At 63.2% G+C, this 14,228-nt stretch carries 16 protein-coding genes; 9 read left to right on the top strand and 7 right to left on the bottom strand.

The window, feature by feature from the left end; genetic code table 11:
* The first annotated feature begins 228 nt into the window (after window positions 1–228).
* The 4 genes from V5N13_RS09510 (at window position 229) to V5N13_RS09495 (ending at window position 2,749) form a co-directional block, all read left to right on the top strand.
* Window positions 229–627, top strand: a complete 399-nt coding sequence (locus V5N13_RS09510; RefSeq protein WP_336360569.1) for an ArsR/SmtB family transcription factor — start codon at window positions 229–231, stop codon at window positions 625–627.
* On the top strand, window positions 624–1,055 hold the full coding sequence (locus V5N13_RS09505) for an arsenate-mycothiol transferase ArsC (protein ID WP_336360568.1): 432 nt from the start codon (window positions 624–626) through the stop codon (window positions 1,053–1,055). Before V5N13_RS09510 ends, V5N13_RS09505 begins: the two co-directional genes overlap by 4 nt.
* Window positions 1,052–1,894 carry an arsenite methyltransferase gene (locus V5N13_RS09500; RefSeq protein WP_336360567.1) on the top strand — a complete coding sequence of 281 codons (843 nt, stop codon included), beginning with the start codon at window positions 1,052–1,054 and terminating at the stop codon, window positions 1,892–1,894. Before V5N13_RS09505 ends, V5N13_RS09500 begins: the two co-directional genes overlap by 4 nt.
* A 93-nt stretch (window positions 1,895–1,987) precedes the next feature.
* Window positions 1,988–2,749, top strand: a complete 762-nt coding sequence (locus V5N13_RS09495) for a 23S rRNA (uridine(2552)-2'-O)-methyltransferase (protein ID WP_336360566.1) — start codon at window positions 1,988–1,990, stop codon at window positions 2,747–2,749.
* A 102-nt stretch (window positions 2,750–2,851) separates the two neighbouring features.
* Here V5N13_RS09495 and V5N13_RS09490 read toward each other — a convergent pair whose 3' ends face one another.
* The 3 genes from V5N13_RS09490 to tatC (V5N13_RS09480) are packed head-to-tail and all read right to left on the bottom strand — an operon-like array spanning window position 2,852 to window position 5,752.
* A complete protein-coding gene (locus tag V5N13_RS09490) occupies window positions 2,852–3,568 on the bottom strand; it encodes a queuosine precursor transporter (protein ID WP_336360565.1) in 717 nt (238 codons plus the stop codon).
* Window positions 3,561–3,734, bottom strand: coding sequence for a ribbon-helix-helix domain-containing protein (locus V5N13_RS09485; protein ID WP_332897664.1), 174 nt, complete (start codon window positions 3,732–3,734; stop codon window positions 3,561–3,563). Before V5N13_RS09485 ends, V5N13_RS09490 begins: the two co-directional genes overlap by 8 nt.
* 35 nt (window positions 3,735–3,769) lie before the next feature.
* Entirely contained in the window at window positions 3,770–5,752 is a 1,983-nt protein-coding gene (tatC, locus tag V5N13_RS09480) for a twin-arginine translocase subunit TatC (RefSeq protein ID WP_336360564.1), read from the bottom strand.
* A 125-nt stretch (window positions 5,753–5,877) separates the two neighbouring features.
* Here tatC (V5N13_RS09480) and tatC (V5N13_RS09475) point away from each other — a divergent pair, with 125 nt between their 5' ends.
* Together tatC (V5N13_RS09475) and V5N13_RS09470 are read left to right on the top strand one after the other, a co-directional pair.
* Window positions 5,878–6,654, top strand: a complete 777-nt coding sequence (tatC, locus tag V5N13_RS09475; protein WP_332897662.1) for a twin-arginine translocase subunit TatC — start codon at window positions 5,878–5,880, stop codon at window positions 6,652–6,654.
* A 34-nt stretch (window positions 6,655–6,688) separates the two neighbouring features.
* Window positions 6,689–7,297: a histidine phosphatase family protein gene (locus V5N13_RS09470; protein WP_336360563.1), complete on the top strand. Its 609-nt coding sequence runs from the start codon at window positions 6,689–6,691 to the stop codon at window positions 7,295–7,297.
* On the opposite strand, the gene larE is transcribed toward V5N13_RS09470, so the two are convergent.
* Genes larE through V5N13_RS09455 form a run of 3 tightly spaced genes read right to left on the bottom strand, consistent with a single transcriptional unit; the run spans window position 7,291 to window position 9,916 of the window.
* Window positions 7,291–8,160 carry an ATP-dependent sacrificial sulfur transferase LarE gene (gene larE / locus V5N13_RS09465; RefSeq protein WP_336360562.1) on the bottom strand — a complete coding sequence of 290 codons (870 nt, stop codon included), beginning with the start codon at window positions 8,158–8,160 and terminating at the stop codon, window positions 7,291–7,293. The two genes, V5N13_RS09470 and larE, sit on opposite strands and share 7 nt — an antisense overlap.
* A gap of 44 nt (window positions 8,161–8,204) precedes the next feature.
* Complete coding sequence (locus tag V5N13_RS09460) at window positions 8,205–8,693, bottom strand: PaaI family thioesterase (protein ID WP_336360561.1); 489 nt, start codon at window positions 8,691–8,693, stop codon at window positions 8,205–8,207.
* Window positions 8,690–9,916: an MFS transporter gene (locus tag V5N13_RS09455; protein WP_336360560.1), complete on the bottom strand. Its 1,227-nt coding sequence runs from the start codon at window positions 9,914–9,916 to the stop codon at window positions 8,690–8,692. The genes V5N13_RS09460 and V5N13_RS09455 overlap by 4 nt, the downstream gene beginning before the upstream one ends.
* A 204-nt stretch (window positions 9,917–10,120) precedes the next feature.
* Here V5N13_RS09455 and V5N13_RS09450 point away from each other — a divergent pair, with 204 nt between their 5' ends.
* Genes V5N13_RS09450 through V5N13_RS09440 form a run of 3 tightly spaced genes read left to right on the top strand, consistent with a single transcriptional unit; the run spans window position 10,121 to window position 13,486 of the window.
* Window positions 10,121–12,103: a MutS-related protein gene (locus V5N13_RS09450; protein ID WP_336360559.1), complete on the top strand. Its 1,983-nt coding sequence runs from the start codon at window positions 10,121–10,123 to the stop codon at window positions 12,101–12,103.
* A gap of 41 nt (window positions 12,104–12,144) precedes the next feature.
* Window positions 12,145–12,303 carry a hypothetical protein gene (locus V5N13_RS09445; protein ID WP_332897656.1) on the top strand — a complete coding sequence of 53 codons (159 nt, stop codon included), beginning with the start codon at window positions 12,145–12,147 and terminating at the stop codon, window positions 12,301–12,303.
* A gap of 58 nt (window positions 12,304–12,361) precedes the next feature.
* Entirely contained in the window at window positions 12,362–13,486 is a 1,125-nt protein-coding gene (locus V5N13_RS09440) for an ORC1-type DNA replication protein (RefSeq protein WP_332897655.1), read from the top strand.
* On the opposite strand, the gene V5N13_RS09435 is transcribed toward V5N13_RS09440, so the two are convergent.
* Window positions 13,483–14,193, bottom strand: coding sequence for an SDR family NAD(P)-dependent oxidoreductase (locus V5N13_RS09435; RefSeq protein ID WP_336360558.1), 711 nt, complete (start codon window positions 14,191–14,193; stop codon window positions 13,483–13,485). The genes V5N13_RS09440 and V5N13_RS09435 overlap by 4 nt on opposite strands.
* Window positions 14,194–14,228 lie beyond the last annotated feature (35 nt).

The following is a 14,228-nucleotide window of genomic DNA, read 5'->3' as shown; positions in this document are numbered from 1 at the left end:
CCAGCCGACTCGACCTCACATCAAAACCCGGCTGTCGCCCCACGAGCGAGGACGTACGAACAGAACAACGACGCGTGCCACAGAACCCACAATCCGCTCCACGGCCAGAACCCATACTGAGTACACAATATTGCTCCAGAACTCACGCGTGCCGACAATAGATTTTGCCTCCTGAGCCACTGATACGCGCCGAAACCCTAATATGAACAGTTGTTCAAGTATTCAATCATGGCCCAAGATACGACGCGACTTCGCCGCCTCCTCGCGGACGAGAGCGGCACCTGTTGTGACGCGGATGTGGATGCCCGACTCGACGCGCTCGCCTCGCTGACCGAGCAGATGCCAGAGACTTATGAGACAGACAGTGCGGTGTTGAAAACGCTCGGCAACGAGACACGCTACCGGATTGTGCGCCTGCTCGTCGCCGCAGACGGCGAACTCTGCGTCTGTGAAATCACGCCGTTGTTCGACGTGAGCGAGAGCGCGGTCAGCCACGCGCTGTCAGACCTCACCGAAGCCGGACTGCTGTCGCGGCGAAAGTCAGGGACGTGGCGTTACTATCAGACGACGCCGCGCGCCGAGAAGCTCGTCGCCGCGCTCGACGCGACCCGAGGTGGAGACGAATGAGCGACACACCGATTCGCGTCGCGTTCATGTGCGTCCAGAACGCCGGGCGCAGCCAGATGTCAACCGCGTTCGCAGAACGTGAGCGAGCAGAACGCGGCCTCGAAACCGAGGTCGAAATTCTGACCGGTGGCACCCACCCCGCAGCCCACGTCCACGAGGAAGTGGTAGAAATCATGGCGGAGGATGGCTTCGACCTACAAGACCGCACTCCCCGCCAGATCACGACAGAGGAACTGGCCTCGTGTGACTACGTGGCGACGATGGGCTGTTCGACACTCGAACTCGACCCCGCCGCGGGCGTCGACGTGCGAGACTGGGCACTCGCAGACCCGGACGGCCAAGACGTAGAGCGCGTCCGCGAGATTCGAGACGAGATTGCGGCGAACGTTCACGCGCTGTTTGACGAAATCGAGGAGGAATTACAATGACAGAGCAGACAAAGAGTGTAGACGACACCGCAACCGAACGCGACGCGACCGCACAGCGACGAGCGGTTCGCGCTCGCTACGCGAACATCGCCACCGCAATGGAGACGGGTTGTGAGAGCGGCGGCTGCTGTGATGGCGAGTCAGCCACGGCTAGCTCTGCACGACTCGGCTACTCGGCCGACGAAATGCAGTCGGTCGAAGCGGGTGCGGATTTGGGCCTCGGCTGTGGCAATCCAACCGCGCTCGCCGCGCTCACCGTGGGCGACACCGTCCTCGATTTGGGGTCTGGAGCCGGCTTCGACTGCTTCCTCGCCGCCCAGCAGGTGGGCGAAATGGGCCGGGTCATCGGCGTCGACATGACCCCCGAGATGGTTGAGAAGGCCCGTGACAACGTGGCGAAAAACGGCGCAAGGACGGTCGAGTTCCGCCTCGGCGAAATCGAACATCTCCCCGTCGCAGACGAGACAATCGATGTCATCATTTCGAACTGCGTCATCAACCTCTCACCCGAGAAGCCACAGGTGTTCCGCGAGGCGTACCGTGTCCTCAACCCCGGCGGCAGGCTGGCGATTTCCGACGTGGTGATGGCCACGTCGGTTCCCGAATCGGTTCGGAAAAATCCCGAGTCGGTGGCCGCCTGCGTCGCCGGAGCATCGACTATCGAGAACCTCGAAACAATGCTGGCTGCGGCCGGGTTCGAGAACGTCGAAATCACGCCGAAGGGCGAGAGCGCGGAGTTCATCCGCGAGTGGGACGCGTCACTCAATCTCAGCGACTACATCGTTTCGGCGACGATTACGGGCGAGAAGCCAGAATCGGGTGGCGAAACGCCCGCATGAGTGGGCTGTTCTCGCTCCGCTCGACCACCCACAGCCCCGTTTCTGTGGGTCGAAGGGCGTAAGAAGCCCCGTTCCCTACGCCACGGCAATCAGATGCCACGCAAAGACCACTACTACAACAAATCGAAGCAGGAAGGCTACCGGTCGCGGGCGGCCTACAAGCTGAAACAGCTGAACGAAGAGGCCCACCTCATCGACGAAGGCGACACCGTGGTCGACCTCGGGGCCGCCCCCGGTGGCTGGCTGCAGGTCGCAAACGAGTTGGCCGGCCCCTCGGGGACGGTCATCGGCGTCGACCTCCAGCGCATCGACCCCATCGACGGCGTGGAGACCATCAAAGGCGACATGACGACCGACGAAATCAAAGACGCGGTGAGAGAGACCGCAGGCGAGGCCGACGTCGTCATCTCCGACATGGCGCCGAACATGACCGGCGAGTACAGCTTAGACTCGGCGCGCTCTGCGTACCTCGCTCGCCAAGCGTTCGAGACGGCAATCGATATCCTCGCCCCCGGCGGCGACTTCGTGGCCAAGATTTTCGACGGTCAAGACGTCCAACCGCTCCGCGAGGACATGGGAAAGGAGTTCAAATACGTCCGCGCCATCCACCCCGACGCCTCGCGTGACGAATCCTCCGAACTCTATCTGGTCGCCAAAGGCTTCCTCACCTCGCCCGTCCGCGAGGGTGACCGCGTCGAAGTCACCATCGAGAGCGTCGGCAAGGAAGGCGACGGCGTCGCCAAATTAGAAGGGTACACGCTGTTCGTTCCGGGCACGGAAGAAGGCGAAACGGTGGAAGTCAAAGTCACGGACATCAAGCCGCGCTTTGGCTTCGCAGAGCGCATCGACAACTAGTCTGCGAGCGGTGACGGGCCAGTCATTTTTACGAGTACGAGACTGCCGAGGTTGTGGGAGGCGTCGCTCTCGGCTGCGGTAGGGTAGAAAACGCAGGATGCGTTAGTCGAACACGAAGCCGCCGGTTTCTGCGCCCTCCTCACGCGAGCGGACGTAGCCGACGACCGCGTAGACGAACGGGGTGTCTGCGAACGCAATCAGGAGTTTGAGGACGTACTGGCCGATGATGAGACCCGCGACCTGCGGGAGCGGCAGTGGTGCGCCCGTCCCGAGGAGTTGGGGGACGAGGAGGAAGGCGAGCGTGACGAAGATGACGGTGTCGATAATCTGGCTGCTCGCGGTCGAGCCGATGTTTCTAAGCCAGAGGTGGTCGCCGTCGGTGTACTCTCTGATTCTATGGAACGCGAACACGTCCCAGTTCTGGCTCACGATGTAGGCGGCGAGGCTGCCGATGACGATGTTCGTACTCGCGCCGAGCACCTGGGCGAAGGTTCCGGCATCAACCGGCGAAAACTGGAACGTCGGTGCTTGAATCGTCGTCCAGACGAGCGCGAGCATGATGAAGTTCATCACAAAGCCGATGTTCACGAGGCGAGTCGCACGCTCTCGGCCGTAGAGTTCGGCATAGCAGTCAGAGGCGAAGAAGGTGAGCGCGTAGGCGAGCGCCGCGCCGGGGAGCGTGAGCGTGTTGCCGGTGAAGGGAAGCGAGAAAGGAATGGCAAAGGCGAGCACCTTCGAGGCGGTGAGTTGGGCGGTGACGAGCGCAGTGATGAAGAGAGACGCAAGTGAGATAACGACGATATCGTCCCCGTCACTCATCCTCGATTCTCCCGTGTCGGTCGTCAATTTCATCCAGTAAATCGAGCATTTTCCGAATCGACGCGCGAATTGCCTCGCTGCGGTTGACAAATTTTCCCTCGTCTCCGACGTGGGCATCGAGGTCTGAGAGAAGTTCCTGTGGGACCTCAACGCTGATTTTAGGCATATGAAAAAATTACGACTCGATTACTTAAACCTGTACTAGTCCGCACCCGCTTGCTTTTTCTCGGGGATGCGACGGCCGCCGAGCGTGACGACCCAGAGCAGCCCAAGCCCGATGAAGTAGGCAAGCAGCGTCGGAATCGAGAGGATGAACATCATGAACATCCCCCCGGGCGCGCCAAACGCAGCAATCGCGAGGACGGCGATGGTGACCTCGCGCCACCGGCCGCGGAAGGTGCGGTAGGTGATGATGCGCCCGCGGTGGAACAGCAACATCGTGACCGGAATCATGGCGAGGATGCCAACCCCGGCGGTGGTGAGGAACACCAGCCACCCGAAGGCGTTGATGCGATAGGAGATTATCATGTTCGCCTGAATCGCGTCGTTTGTCAGCCACGAGATGACCGTTGGCGCGATGTAGGAGTAGCCAATGGCGCTGCCGGCGATGATGCCGACGAACAGCGACAGCCCCCAGACGAGCAGGACGTTGCGGTTGCCGCGGGCGAAGCCACGCTCCTTGAGCGCGGGCCACGCGAAGTAGAGCAACACGGGGATGATGGAGACGGCGGCGAGCACCGTGGCGATTTTCACCTCGAAGATGAGCGCCTCGACGGGGTGGAGCGCGACGATGCCCACCTCTTCGGGGCGCACGGCTTCTGGCAGGCGACGCAGGAAGTCGGCCTTGATGAGGCCAATCCCGCCCTGGTAGAGGAAGACGAACACAGACGCGAGGACGAGCATGAACGTCCCGACCAGCCAGAACGCTTTGGACGTGAGACTGTCCAAGATGAACGCGATGTCGTAGTAGTAGCCGCCGATGTCGTCTTCGGATTTCTCGTCCTCTGAGAAGGCGTTGAAGATGCCCGTCGTCGTGCGCGTCAGCGTGCTCGACTCTTCGCGTTCCCGCTCTTCTCGCGCCTCGACGTCGGCTTCCGTTTCGACGGGCGCTTCTGCGTCGTCGGCTTCGGCCATGTCGTTGGCCGCGGCGGCCGTCGCGCCGTTTTCGACCGGCTCTGCTTCGAGCGCCTCTTGTACCTCGTCGAAGCGGTCTAAGATGGCTTGGGCCTTGTCCGCGTCGTCATCTTGCATCGCGGCGCTCGCGTGTTGGAGCGCCTCGTCTTCGGACATGGCGGCGAACACTTCTGCGGGTGCGGCGTAGACCGCGGCAGCGTCGAGCGGTTCGATGTCGATGTCTGCGGGGTCGCCCGCGCTCGCCGCGTCGGGGGCCTTCCGCGACCGCCGCGTCGAGACGACGACCTTGGTGAGCATGAGGCTAAAGCCGTAGAGAATGAGCAGCGGCACGGCCCACATGATTTGGGTGAAGGGGTCTGGCGGCGAGAACAGCGCGCCGAAGACGAAGATGGCGACCACCGCGTGGCGCCACTTGTCTCGCCACGTTTCGTAGGGGACGACTTCGATGTAGGCGAGGCCGCTCATCGCCAGCGGAAGCTGGGCGGCGAGGCCGAAGGAGACGGTGAGCAAGAAGACGAACTGCGCCCAGTGGACGATGGAGTACGTTGGCTGGAAACCGCCTTTAATCGCGTTCCCGGCGAGGAACTCGAACATGAGGGGGAAAAACAGGAAGTAGGCGTACACGATGCCAGCGACGAACAGGACGAAGCTGAGCGTGAGCACGAACGCGAGTTTCCAAAAGCCGATGCGCTGGGTGGGCCAGAGGCCGCGTTCGCGCAGTGCACCGCGCGAATAGTAAATGAGGAAGGGGAGCGCGAGGAGCGCGCCGACGACGAGCCCGATTTTCACCTGTAATAGGATGACGTCGAACGGCGTGACTGCAATCACGTCGGTCTGGGAAGCGACGTTGTCACCGAGTTTCGAGAACAGGTCGGCTTTGAGTTGCACCCAGACGAACTTACGCAGGGCGTAGATGGTGCCCATCAGCCCGATGACGAACACGATGAACACCTTCTGTAGATGGGTCTGTGCGGTGCTGAGCATCGCGCCAAGCGTTTCGCGCCCGCTTGCGACAGCGCGTTTCGTGTCGTCGTCTATCGCTCCAGACATCCCCGTATCTGGCGAACGTAGCCCGGTCTGAGTTATCAATCTTGTTCTCTGCGCGGAGAAGAAAGCTTACAAACGTTGGCCGGACTACCCTCGTGTAATGACGGGAGTAGCGGAGGAGAGAGACGATGGCTGACCACTTCTCGGCTCCGGCGGTAGAAGAGGACGGCGGCATCGTCAGCGAGGGCCCCTCTTCTGACAAAGAGATGCCACTTGCAGAGCACATAGAGGAGATGGTGCGGCGCACCGGCATCGTCCTCATTCTCATGGCCGTCGTGAGCGGCATCGTCTTTCCCTTCGCAGACCAGATCATCAACTTCCTCTGGAACAACATCCTCCCCGGCACCGACGTTGCCCGCCCGCGGGTGTACCACCCGCTCGCGCTGTTGCTCGCGCGGCTTAAGGTCGCCACGCTCGCCGGGTTCGTCATCGCGCTCCCCGTGTTCGTCTACGAGACGTATCTGTTCATGCGCCCCGGCCTCTACAAACACGAGCGCCGCTACTACCTCGCCGCCGTCCCGACGAGTCTCATCCTCGCGTTCATCGGCGTCGCGTTCGCGTTCTATCTCGTGCTCCCGACGATTTTCACCTACTTCACCTACTACACGCAGGGAGCAGCGACCGTCGCCTACGGCCTGACCGAGACGTTCAACCTCATCGTGTTGCTGATGGGCTTTTTCGCGCTCATCTTCCAGATTCCGCTCATGGTCATGCTCGCCATCATGATGGGGTTGACCACCCGCAAGTGGCTGGCAGACCGTCGCCTCTACTTCTGGGGGGCGTTCGCGGGGATTGCATTCCTGTTCAGTCCTGACCCGACGGGGATGGCCCCCATCATCGTCGCCGCCACGATGATTGCGCTGTTCGAAGGCACCCTGTTGCTCCTGCGGTGGACGCAGCGATAACACTCTTTTCTCCGCCCACCCTCTGCCCACTCGAATGAGAGTGTTGGTGGTCCGCCACGGCGAGACGCACTGGAATCGCGAGCGACGCATGCAAGGGTGGGCCCCCTCACAGCTCACCGAAGCCGGGCAAGAACAAGCGCGAGTGACGGGCGAACGGCTTGCCGCCGAATACGACATCTCCCACATCTACGCCTCCGACCTGACGCGCACCCGCGAGACGACGGCGCTCATCCGCGAATCCGTCGCGGCAGCCGTCACCTTCGACGCCGCGTGGCGCGAGCGCGACCTCGGCGTGTATCAGGGACTCACCTACGACGACATCACCGAGCGATTCCCCGAGTTTTCGCTCCAGAGAGCCGGACTGGAAGCCGCCGCGAAGGTGCCAGACGGCGGCGAGAGCATCGTGCAGGTCAGAGAGCGCGTGCTCGGCGGCTGGCAGGAACTCACAGCAAACGGCCACGACGACGACACCGTGCTCGTCGTGAGCCACGGCGGCCCGCTCTACTTGCTGCTTGGCCACCTCCAAGGTCACGACATCGTCGAGAGCTACATGCGTATGAATCTGCAAAACTGCGCCGTCTCAGAAATCGCAGTCGAGGACGGCGACGCGCGGGTCGTGCGCGAAAACGAGACGCCCTATTGACCGGTCGGATATTCGGTGTCGAACACGTTCTCAACGAGAGGTTCATCTTCTTGCTGCCCGGCCGGACTCACGCTCCCCGTTCGATACCCGAATAAATCGAGCGTGACGTGGTCGAAGCCCACGTTTTTGAGGTGGTCGCGGGCGGCGCGGATGAAGTCTACGTCGAGGGCGCGCTCCAGTTCCTGCTCGTCGATTTCGATGCGCGCGAGGCCGTCGTGGTCGCGCACCCGGAACTGCGAGAACCCCCACGTCCGGAGCAACTGTTCTGCTTTGTCAACCCGCGTGAGGCGTTCTTCGGTGACTTCGAGGCCGGTCGGGATGCGCGAGGAGAGACATGCCATCGCGGGTTTGTCGGCCACCGAGAGGTTGTACAACTCCGCAATCTCGCGGACTTCGGCTTTGGTGATACCTTGGGCGACGAGCGGCGAGTAGGCGTTCAGTTCCTCGACGGCGCGCAGGCCGGGGCGGTGGCCCTCGCCGAGGTCGGAAGCGTTCGTGCCGTCGCAGACGAGTTCGATGTCGAGTTCGCGGGCTTTGTCGAACATCTTGCCGAGGCGCATCGTCCGGCAGTGATAGCAGCGGTCTTCGTCGTTTTTGACGAAGTCGGGGCTGTCGAGTTCGCTGAATTCCACGATTTCGTGGCAAATCCCGATTTCTTCTGCGACCGAGACGGCGTCGCTGAGTTCGGCGTCGGGCAGCGTCTCGCTCTTTGCGGTGCACGCGACGGCGTTCTCACCGAGGGCGTCTGCGGCGAGTGCCGCGACCACGCTCGAATCAACGCCGCCACTGAAGGCGACGAGAACGCTCTCTCTTTCCGCGAGGTCGTCGCGGACGGCTTGTGCTTTCTCCTCGACCGTAGGCATGCGCGTCGCTACTTCCCGCGCGCAGAAAAGCACGTTGTCCCGCGTCAGGGGTGTGCGGGCCGGGCGAGCGGGTCGCGCGACAGGTCGTACTGCACCGCGAGAACCGACCCGGTGGCGGTCACCTCGCCTTCGGGGCCGAGTTCGACTCGAACCCGCATCTTCGGGCCAACATCTCCCTCCACCCACCCACGCAGGTGGATTGGGCCGATTGGCGTTGGCCGCAGGTAGGAGACGTCGAGACGACCGGTGACGCAGACGATACGCGGCTGACTTCCGAGTGGCCGACCTTCGGCGCGATAGGCCGCCGTCATCGCCGTCCACATGGCGTGGCAGTCGATGACGGAGGCGATGTAGCCGCCGTAGAGCACCTGTGCAAACCCAGCGTTGTACTGCGTGTCGGGGTGCACCGTCGCCACAAGCGCCTCGCCGTCTTCGTAGCTCTTCAGCTGAAACCCGTGATGATTTGCGGGACCACAGCCGTAGCAGGTCAACTCCGGCCACGAATCTTGGACGGCAAGCTGTATGGCAGTCATACGATTTCCTCCGGTTCTTCGGGCGGCAGTGGCGTTTCTGCGAGCAGTCGGCTTGCGACAGCGACGATGACGAGCGCGAAGAGAATCGAGACGAGTCCCGCGCCGAGCAAGAGCAGCGGATAGCCCGTGGCGGTCGCAAGTCCCGCGAACAGCGCCGGCCCGGTCGCCCGGCCGAGGAAAGTGGTGCTGTTGCGCAGGCTGAGCGCCCCGGCGCGGTACTCGCCGCTCACCGCGTCGCTGATGGCGGCGTCAACCGCGGGCATCGAGAGGCCGAGGCCCGCCCCGACGATGACCGCACCGACGGCCACGACAAGGACGCTCGGCGCGAGCCAGATGACGAGCAGGCCGAGGCCGAAGCAGACGAACCCGCCCGCGACGAGCAGGCCGTTCGAGATGTAGCGCGCGAGGCGGCCATTCTGGGTCGAGACGACGATGGAACCAGCTTCCGCCGCAACGATGGTGCCGCCGATGAACACCGGCGCGAGGGCGTACTGTTCTGAGAGTAAGAACGGCAGAACCGTGATGATGGCCCCGAACAACAGCAGTTCAGTCGCGAAGGCCGCCGCGTAGAGAAACAGCGTGTTCGGCCCCGTGACCACCGAAACCGCATTGCGGAGGTAGGTGAGGCTGCGCATCTCACGCTCAATGGCCGGTTCCTCGAGTGCGAGGAGGGCGAACAGTCCCACCGGAAGTGCGAGGAGGCAGGCGACGAAGGGGACGTTCCACCCGAAGGTGACGAGGATGCCGCCAACGAGCGGGAACAGCGCCGCACCCGCAGACAGCACGGCGATGTTCATCCCGAGGACGGCGTTTCGTTGCGTGCCCTCGTAGGTGTCACCGATGATGGTCACGGTCGCCACGAACAACCCGGCGGCGGCCGTGCCCTGAATCGCCCGGAGGACGAGCAGCGTGGTGAAATTCGGCGCGAAGAAGATGGCCCCGCCGGTGAGGCCGAAGGCGAACAGGCTCGTCACGAGCACGCGCTTTCTCCCGACGCGGTCTGCAAGCAGGCCAATAAACGGCGAGAGCACGATGCCGACGACGAAGTAGGCGCTCACCACGAGGCTTGCTTGGGCGTCGGTGACGACGAAGGCGTCACGAATCACCGGGAGCGCCGGGGCGATGAGCGGGACGCCGATTGGCGCGAGCAGCGTGCTCAAGAGCACGACTTGTACTGTCCGTGAGCGCCACGGAACCTGTCCCGACGAGAAACGTCCAGCCATCAGTCCATTCCCCGCGCGGCGACCGGTCTGTTCCCACGCACTAACCACACCATACTAGCTACGTCGCTTGCAGCATGGATAATCCTGATTCAGGAGGGCCTGTAACTCCCGAAAACCGGACTCTCGCGGGAATTTTTCGGGCCGTGGCGCGGCGGTGTGCTACCGCGAACGCTTTTTGTCTCGGGGTGGGTATCACTGCGCTGAATGGATTTCGAGGGCATCCCGGGCGTTGGAGAGAAAACAGCGGCGGCGCTTGCGCAACTCGACGACCCCGAGACGGCGCTCAAACGCGGCGACGTCCTGCGGTTATCGAGCGCGCCCGGCATCACCGAAGGGCGCGCGGCGAGCATCGCGCGGGCGGCCATCCGCGAGCAACACGGTGACCCCGGCCGATTTCTCGCCACCAGCCGCGCCCGCGAACTGTACGCTGACACCCTGTCGTTGCTCCAACAGCGCACCGTCACGACGTACGCGAAAAAGCGCTTAGAGACGCTGTTTCCGAGTTCGAAACGCTCGCGCATCGACGAGGTGCGTGCGTTCGTGGAGGTGGCGACGGAGCGCGAACCGACACCGGAGGTATTAGACGCGCTTTCTGCGGTCGAACCGCTCGTCAACCCGCGCGGCGTCCGGGTGCGCGACCGCTGTCTGGCGACGATGGACGCAGAGACCTACGCGAGCGCGAAGGAAGCCATCCCCGAGTTGAGCGTCGAAATCGTCGACGACGCTCGCCGTCTCGGAGATTTGGCGCGGGGCTACGCCACCGTCATCGCCTTAGACGAGGAGTTCGCGGGCGTGGACATAGACGGCGACGTGCAGGTGAAGCCCGACGCGCTCGACAACGTCGTCGAAATCGTCCCCGAACGGACGCTCTCCTTTTTTGCGACCAACCGCGAGCGCCTACAGGCGGCGATTCGCGTCCACCGCGCGGCGGAGATGAAGCCGCCTGCGGGCCTCGATTTGGACGCGCTCGAAGCCGGACTCGCCCGACTGAACGACGACGGCACGGTCAAGGGTGACGACGAACTCGAACGGCTCACTGCGGCCGCAAACGACCTCGACGCGGCGGTGTCGATGGCCGAAAACGTGGCGAACGACCGCCTGCGCGAGGCGATTCAGGCCCGCGACGTGACCATCGAAGGCTCAGACCTGCTTTCACTCGTGGAGCAGGGCGCAGGCGTCGATTCCCTGCTCTCGCGCGAACTCGCAGACGAGTACGACGCGGCCATCGAGGCGGCACGCGACCATCTCGTGGATTCGCTCTCGCTCGACGCAGGCGAGGAAGAAGTCGGGCGCATGATTTTCGGCGAGGAGCCGACGTTTCCCGTGGGGCATCAAGAGCAGGTTGTGACCCGACTTCGTGAGGACTTGACAGTGGCGCGTGACCGCCGGGCCGCGCGCCGAAAGCGCGAAGTCGCCCGCGAGTTGGCTGGGCTGACGGAGGCGGTAGACGAACTCGTGTTCGCCTCGCTCGAACTCGACGTGGAACTCGCCATCGCGCGCTTCGTCGCGGATTTCGACTGCGTGATGCCCGAGTTGTCGGGCGAGGGGTTCGCCATCGAAGGTGGGCGTTCGCCGTTGCTCGACGTGTCCTTCGAGGACGTTGAGCCGGTTGATTACGCCGTCTCCGGCGTTACGTTGCTCTCGGGGGTCAACAGCGGGGGGAAAACCTCGACGCTCGACCTTTGTGCGGTCATCGTCATCCTCGCGCACATGGGCCTGCCCGTGCCCGCTGAACATGCGCGCGTCGGGCTGGTCGAAGAACTGCATTACCACGCGAAAACGCAGGGGACGCTTGACGCCGGTGCGTTCGAGAGCACGCTCCGCGACTTCGCGGGGCTCGTCACGGGCGAGGCGAAAAAGCTCGTGCTCGTAGACGAGTTGGAGTCGATTACCGAACCCGGCGCGAGTGCGAAAATCATCGCGGGCATCCTCGAAGCCTTGGACGAGCGCGACGCCTCTGGCGTGTTCGTCTCCCACCTCGCAGGCGAGATACGCGATGCGGCCGACTACACCGTCGCGGTGGACGGCATCGAAGCCGTGGGACTCGTGGATGGGGAGCTGGTCGTGAACCGCTCGCCGCAGAAAAATCATCTCGCGCGCTCGACGCCGGAGTTGATCGTCGAAAAGCTCGCGGCGGAGGGCGACGCCACCTTCTACGGCCGGTTGCTCGAAAAGTTCGAAGCCTGAAGCCCGCGGCTTCTAAGCTTTCAGCGCGCCTATCTTCGGTGATGTCTTCCCAGTACCGGTGTCCAGTGAAGGGCTGTGCGTTTCTGGTGCGCGCCGACGACGAGAATCACGTCCTCACGATGGCCGTCAAACACCACGAACTCAAACACGACACACCCGTCTCCGGGGCAGAAGTCAGACGCACGATGACGCTCGTCTGACACCGATAAACCCCAATTTGGCGAACAGTTAAGTAGCGTCACAGGCACGGTGAAAGTGATGGCTGATGACCCCGACGGGGGGATGCTTTCGTGGGATGAGTCGGTGTTCCGAGACGAGCATGTGTTCGAAATCGACTACGTCCCCGAAGTATTCCGCCACCGCGAGACGCAGATGCGGAGTCTGAAATACGCACTCCGGCCAGCGGTGCGGGGGTCGCGCCCGCTGAACGTCCTGATTCGCGGGCCGCCCGGAACTGGCAAGACGACCGCCGTCCAGAGCCTGTTCGGGGAACTCAACGCAGAAACCGATGTGCGCACGGTGCGCGTCAACTGTCAGGTGGATTCGACGCGCTACTCCGTCTTCTCGCGCATCTTCCAGGGAATCTTCGACTACGAGCCGCCCTCAAGCGGCATCTCCTTTAAAAAGCTGTTCGGCCAAGTCACCGACCACCTCGTGGACGAAGACGAAGTGCTGGTGGTCGCCCTCGACGACGTGAACTACCTGTTCTACGAATCGGAGGCTTCAGACACGCTCTACTCGCTTTTGCGCGCTCACGAGGCCCACGCCGGGGCGAAAATCGGCGTCGTGGTGATTTCTTCAGACCTCAGTTTGGACGTTATCGAGGAACTCGACAGCCGCGTCCAGAGCGTGTTCCGCCCCGAAGAGGTGTTCTTCCCGGCCTACGACGAAGCCGCGATTCGCGACATCCTCGCAGACCGCGCGAAACCCGGCTTCCACGAGGGCGTCATCAAAGGCGACGTGTTAGACCGCGTGGCCGCGCTCACCGCGGACGCAGGCGACCTGCGCGTCGGGATTGACCTCCTGCGCCGGGCGGGGCTGAACGCCGAGATGCGCGCGAGTCGCGTCGTCACGGGCGACGACGTGGAAGCCGCCTTCGACAAATCGAAGTACATCCACCTCTCGCGGAGCCTCAGAGGCTTGTCAGAGCCAGAGCGTGCGCTCATCAAGGTAATTGCAGAACACGAAGGCGAGCAGGCGGGAGCCGTCTACGAGTCGTTCCACGAGGAGACCGACCTCGGTTACACGCGCTACTCTGAACTCATCAACAAACTCGACCAACTCGGCCTCATCGAAGCGCGCTACACGAACGTCGAAGGCCGCGGCCGGTCGCGCGAGTTGACGCTGAAATACGACGCCCAAGCCGTCTTAGACCGGCTTTAAAACGTCTCGACGTGCGCTTGCACGTCCAGTTCGAGCGTCCATGAGTCCGGTTCTTGTTCTACGAGATGCCAGTACGAATTCGCAATCGATTCTGGGTCGAGGTACTGGTACGGGTCGCCCTCAACGGCTGCATCCGTGACCGTCGGGTCTCGAATCGGGCCGTCGATGACGACGTGGGCGACGTGAATCCCCTCGGGGCCGAGTTCGCGCGCCATGGATTCGGCCATCCCGCGAACCGCGAACTTGGCGGCCGAAAAGCCGACCGCGCCCTCTCTACCGCGAACCGAGGAGGTCGCGCCGGTGAAGATGATGGTCCCGCGTTCGGCGTCGAGCATGTCGGGGAGGACGGCTTTCGTACAGAGCAGACTACCGACGGCGGCGACGCGCCAGGCGTGTTCGAACTCAGCGAGCGAGATGTCTCGCACGCCCTTCCGCGCCGAGTCGCTCGCGTTGTTGACGAGCACGGAGACCGGGCCAAACGCCTCGCGGACGGTGGCGAAGGCGGCGGCCACGGCCGCAGGGTCGGTTACGTCCACAGGGACGGCGAGGACGGTTCCGGGCGCGGCGTCGAGTTCGTCGACAAGTGCGTCGAGGTAGTCACCCGACCGTGCGAGCAGCGCAATCTGACACCCTTCGACCGCGAACCGGCGCGCGAGCGCCGCCCCGAGTCCCGGCCCCACCCCCGAAATTACTACCGTCTCGCCCATTGCTGTTCAATATCTGCGTGAGGAGAAAAACGATT

Source organism: Haladaptatus sp. ZSTT2, assembly GCF_037081775.1.
GTDB lineage: Archaea > Halobacteriota > Halobacteria > Halobacteriales > Halococcaceae > QDMS2.
Note: the sequence above shows the minus strand (reverse complement) of the source record. Positions and strands in the feature narration are given on the sequence as shown.

What these genes read in the sequence shown, in the direction of transcription:
- V5N13_RS09510 (WP_336360569.1), top strand. Translation starts at nt 229, where the DNA reads ATGGCCCAAGATACGACGCGACTTCGCCGCCTCCTCGCGGACGAGAGC.
- V5N13_RS09505 (WP_336360568.1), top strand. Translation starts at nt 624, where the DNA reads ATGAGCGACACACCGATTCGCGTCGCGTTCATGTGCGTCCAGAACGCC.
- V5N13_RS09500 (WP_336360567.1), top strand. Translation starts at nt 1,052, where the DNA reads ATGACAGAGCAGACAAAGAGTGTAGACGACACCGCAACCGAACGCGAC.
- V5N13_RS09495 (WP_336360566.1), top strand. Translation starts at nt 1,988, where the DNA reads ATGCCACGCAAAGACCACTACTACAACAAATCGAAGCAGGAAGGCTAC.
- V5N13_RS09490 (WP_336360565.1), bottom strand. Translation starts at nt 3,568, where the DNA reads ATGAGTGACGGGGACGATATCGTCGTTATCTCACTTGCGTCTCTCTTC.
- V5N13_RS09485 (WP_332897664.1), bottom strand. Translation starts at nt 3,734, where the DNA reads ATGCCTAAAATCAGCGTTGAGGTCCCACAGGAACTTCTCTCAGACCTC.
- tatC (WP_336360564.1), bottom strand. Translation starts at nt 5,752, where the DNA reads ATGTCTGGAGCGATAGACGACGACACGAAACGCGCTGTCGCAAGCGGG.
- tatC (WP_332897662.1), top strand. Translation starts at nt 5,878, where the DNA reads ATGGCTGACCACTTCTCGGCTCCGGCGGTAGAAGAGGACGGCGGCATC.
- V5N13_RS09470 (WP_336360563.1), top strand. Translation starts at nt 6,689, where the DNA reads ATGAGAGTGTTGGTGGTCCGCCACGGCGAGACGCACTGGAATCGCGAG.
- larE (WP_336360562.1), bottom strand. Translation starts at nt 8,160, where the DNA reads ATGCCTACGGTCGAGGAGAAAGCACAAGCCGTCCGCGACGACCTCGCG.
- V5N13_RS09460 (WP_336360561.1), bottom strand. Translation starts at nt 8,693, where the DNA reads ATGACTGCCATACAGCTTGCCGTCCAAGATTCGTGGCCGGAGTTGACC.
- V5N13_RS09455 (WP_336360560.1), bottom strand. Translation starts at nt 9,916, where the DNA reads ATGGCTGGACGTTTCTCGTCGGGACAGGTTCCGTGGCGCTCACGGACA.
- V5N13_RS09450 (WP_336360559.1), top strand. Translation starts at nt 10,121, where the DNA reads ATGGATTTCGAGGGCATCCCGGGCGTTGGAGAGAAAACAGCGGCGGCG.
- V5N13_RS09445 (WP_332897656.1), top strand. Translation starts at nt 12,145, where the DNA reads ATGTCTTCCCAGTACCGGTGTCCAGTGAAGGGCTGTGCGTTTCTGGTG.
- V5N13_RS09440 (WP_332897655.1), top strand. Translation starts at nt 12,362, where the DNA reads ATGGCTGATGACCCCGACGGGGGGATGCTTTCGTGGGATGAGTCGGTG.
- V5N13_RS09435 (WP_336360558.1), bottom strand. Translation starts at nt 14,193, where the DNA reads ATGGGCGAGACGGTAGTAATTTCGGGGGTGGGGCCGGGACTCGGGGCG.